Source organism: Thalassobacterium sedimentorum (genome assembly GCF_031127905.1).
Lineage (GTDB): Bacteria > Verrucomicrobiota > Verrucomicrobiia > Opitutales > Coraliomargaritaceae > Thalassobacterium > Thalassobacterium sedimentorum.
Window position 1 is genome coordinate 1 of sequence record NZ_JARXIC010000107.1, and the last position, 871, is coordinate 871.

1 pseudogene is annotated in these 871 nt (G+C 42.6%); it reads right to left on the reverse strand.

Annotation, left to right across the window (positions count from 1 at the left end):
- Positions 1 to 871, reverse strand: a pseudogene (locus QEH59_RS18600) (adhesin); the annotation flags it as partial.

Sequence of the window (871 nt, forward strand, 5' to 3'; positions counted from 1 at the left end):
AAGCGATGTCACTTGCATTCGATACGATGTTGGTATCGTTGGAAGCGATGTCACTTGCATTCGATACGATGTTGGTATCGTTGGAAGCGATGTCATCAGCATTATCACTGATATCATCAGCATTGTCGCTAATTTCAGCAGTGTTCAACGCAATGTTCGTGTTATTTGAAGCGATATCGCTGTTATTATCACTAACATCATCCTGAAGGTCACTGATATCATCTGCATTATCAGCAATGTCATTTGCATTCAAAGCGATACCAGTTGCATTGGAAGCGATGTCACTGTTGTTGTCACTAACATCATCCTCGAGATCGCTGATATCAGCAGCATTGTCAGCAATGTCATTTGCATTCACTGCGATGTCTGTCGCGTTGGATGCAATGTCACTGTTATTATCACTCAGATCATCTTCAAGATCCGCAATATCAGCAGCATTGTCAGCGATGTCATTCGCATTGGTTGCAATATCAGTCGCATTCGAAGAAATATCAGCTGTATTGTCGCTAATATCATCCGCATTCGTTGCAATATCAGTCGCATTGGATGAAATGTCAGCAGCGTTGTCGCTGATGTCATTTGCATTGGTTGCGATATCAGTCGCATTCGAGGCGATGTCATCTTGATTATCGCTGATGTTGGTTGAATTCGTTGCAATGTCAGCAGCGTTGTCGCTGATGTCATTTGCATTGGTCGCAATATCAGTCGCATTCGAGGAAATATCATCCTGATTGTCGCTGATGTTAGTCGAATTCGTTGCAATATCAGAAGTGTTATCACTGATGTTAGTGCTATTCACCGCGACATCTGTCGCATTCGAAGCGATATCATCTTGATTGTCGCTGATGTTAGTCGAATTCGTTGCAATATC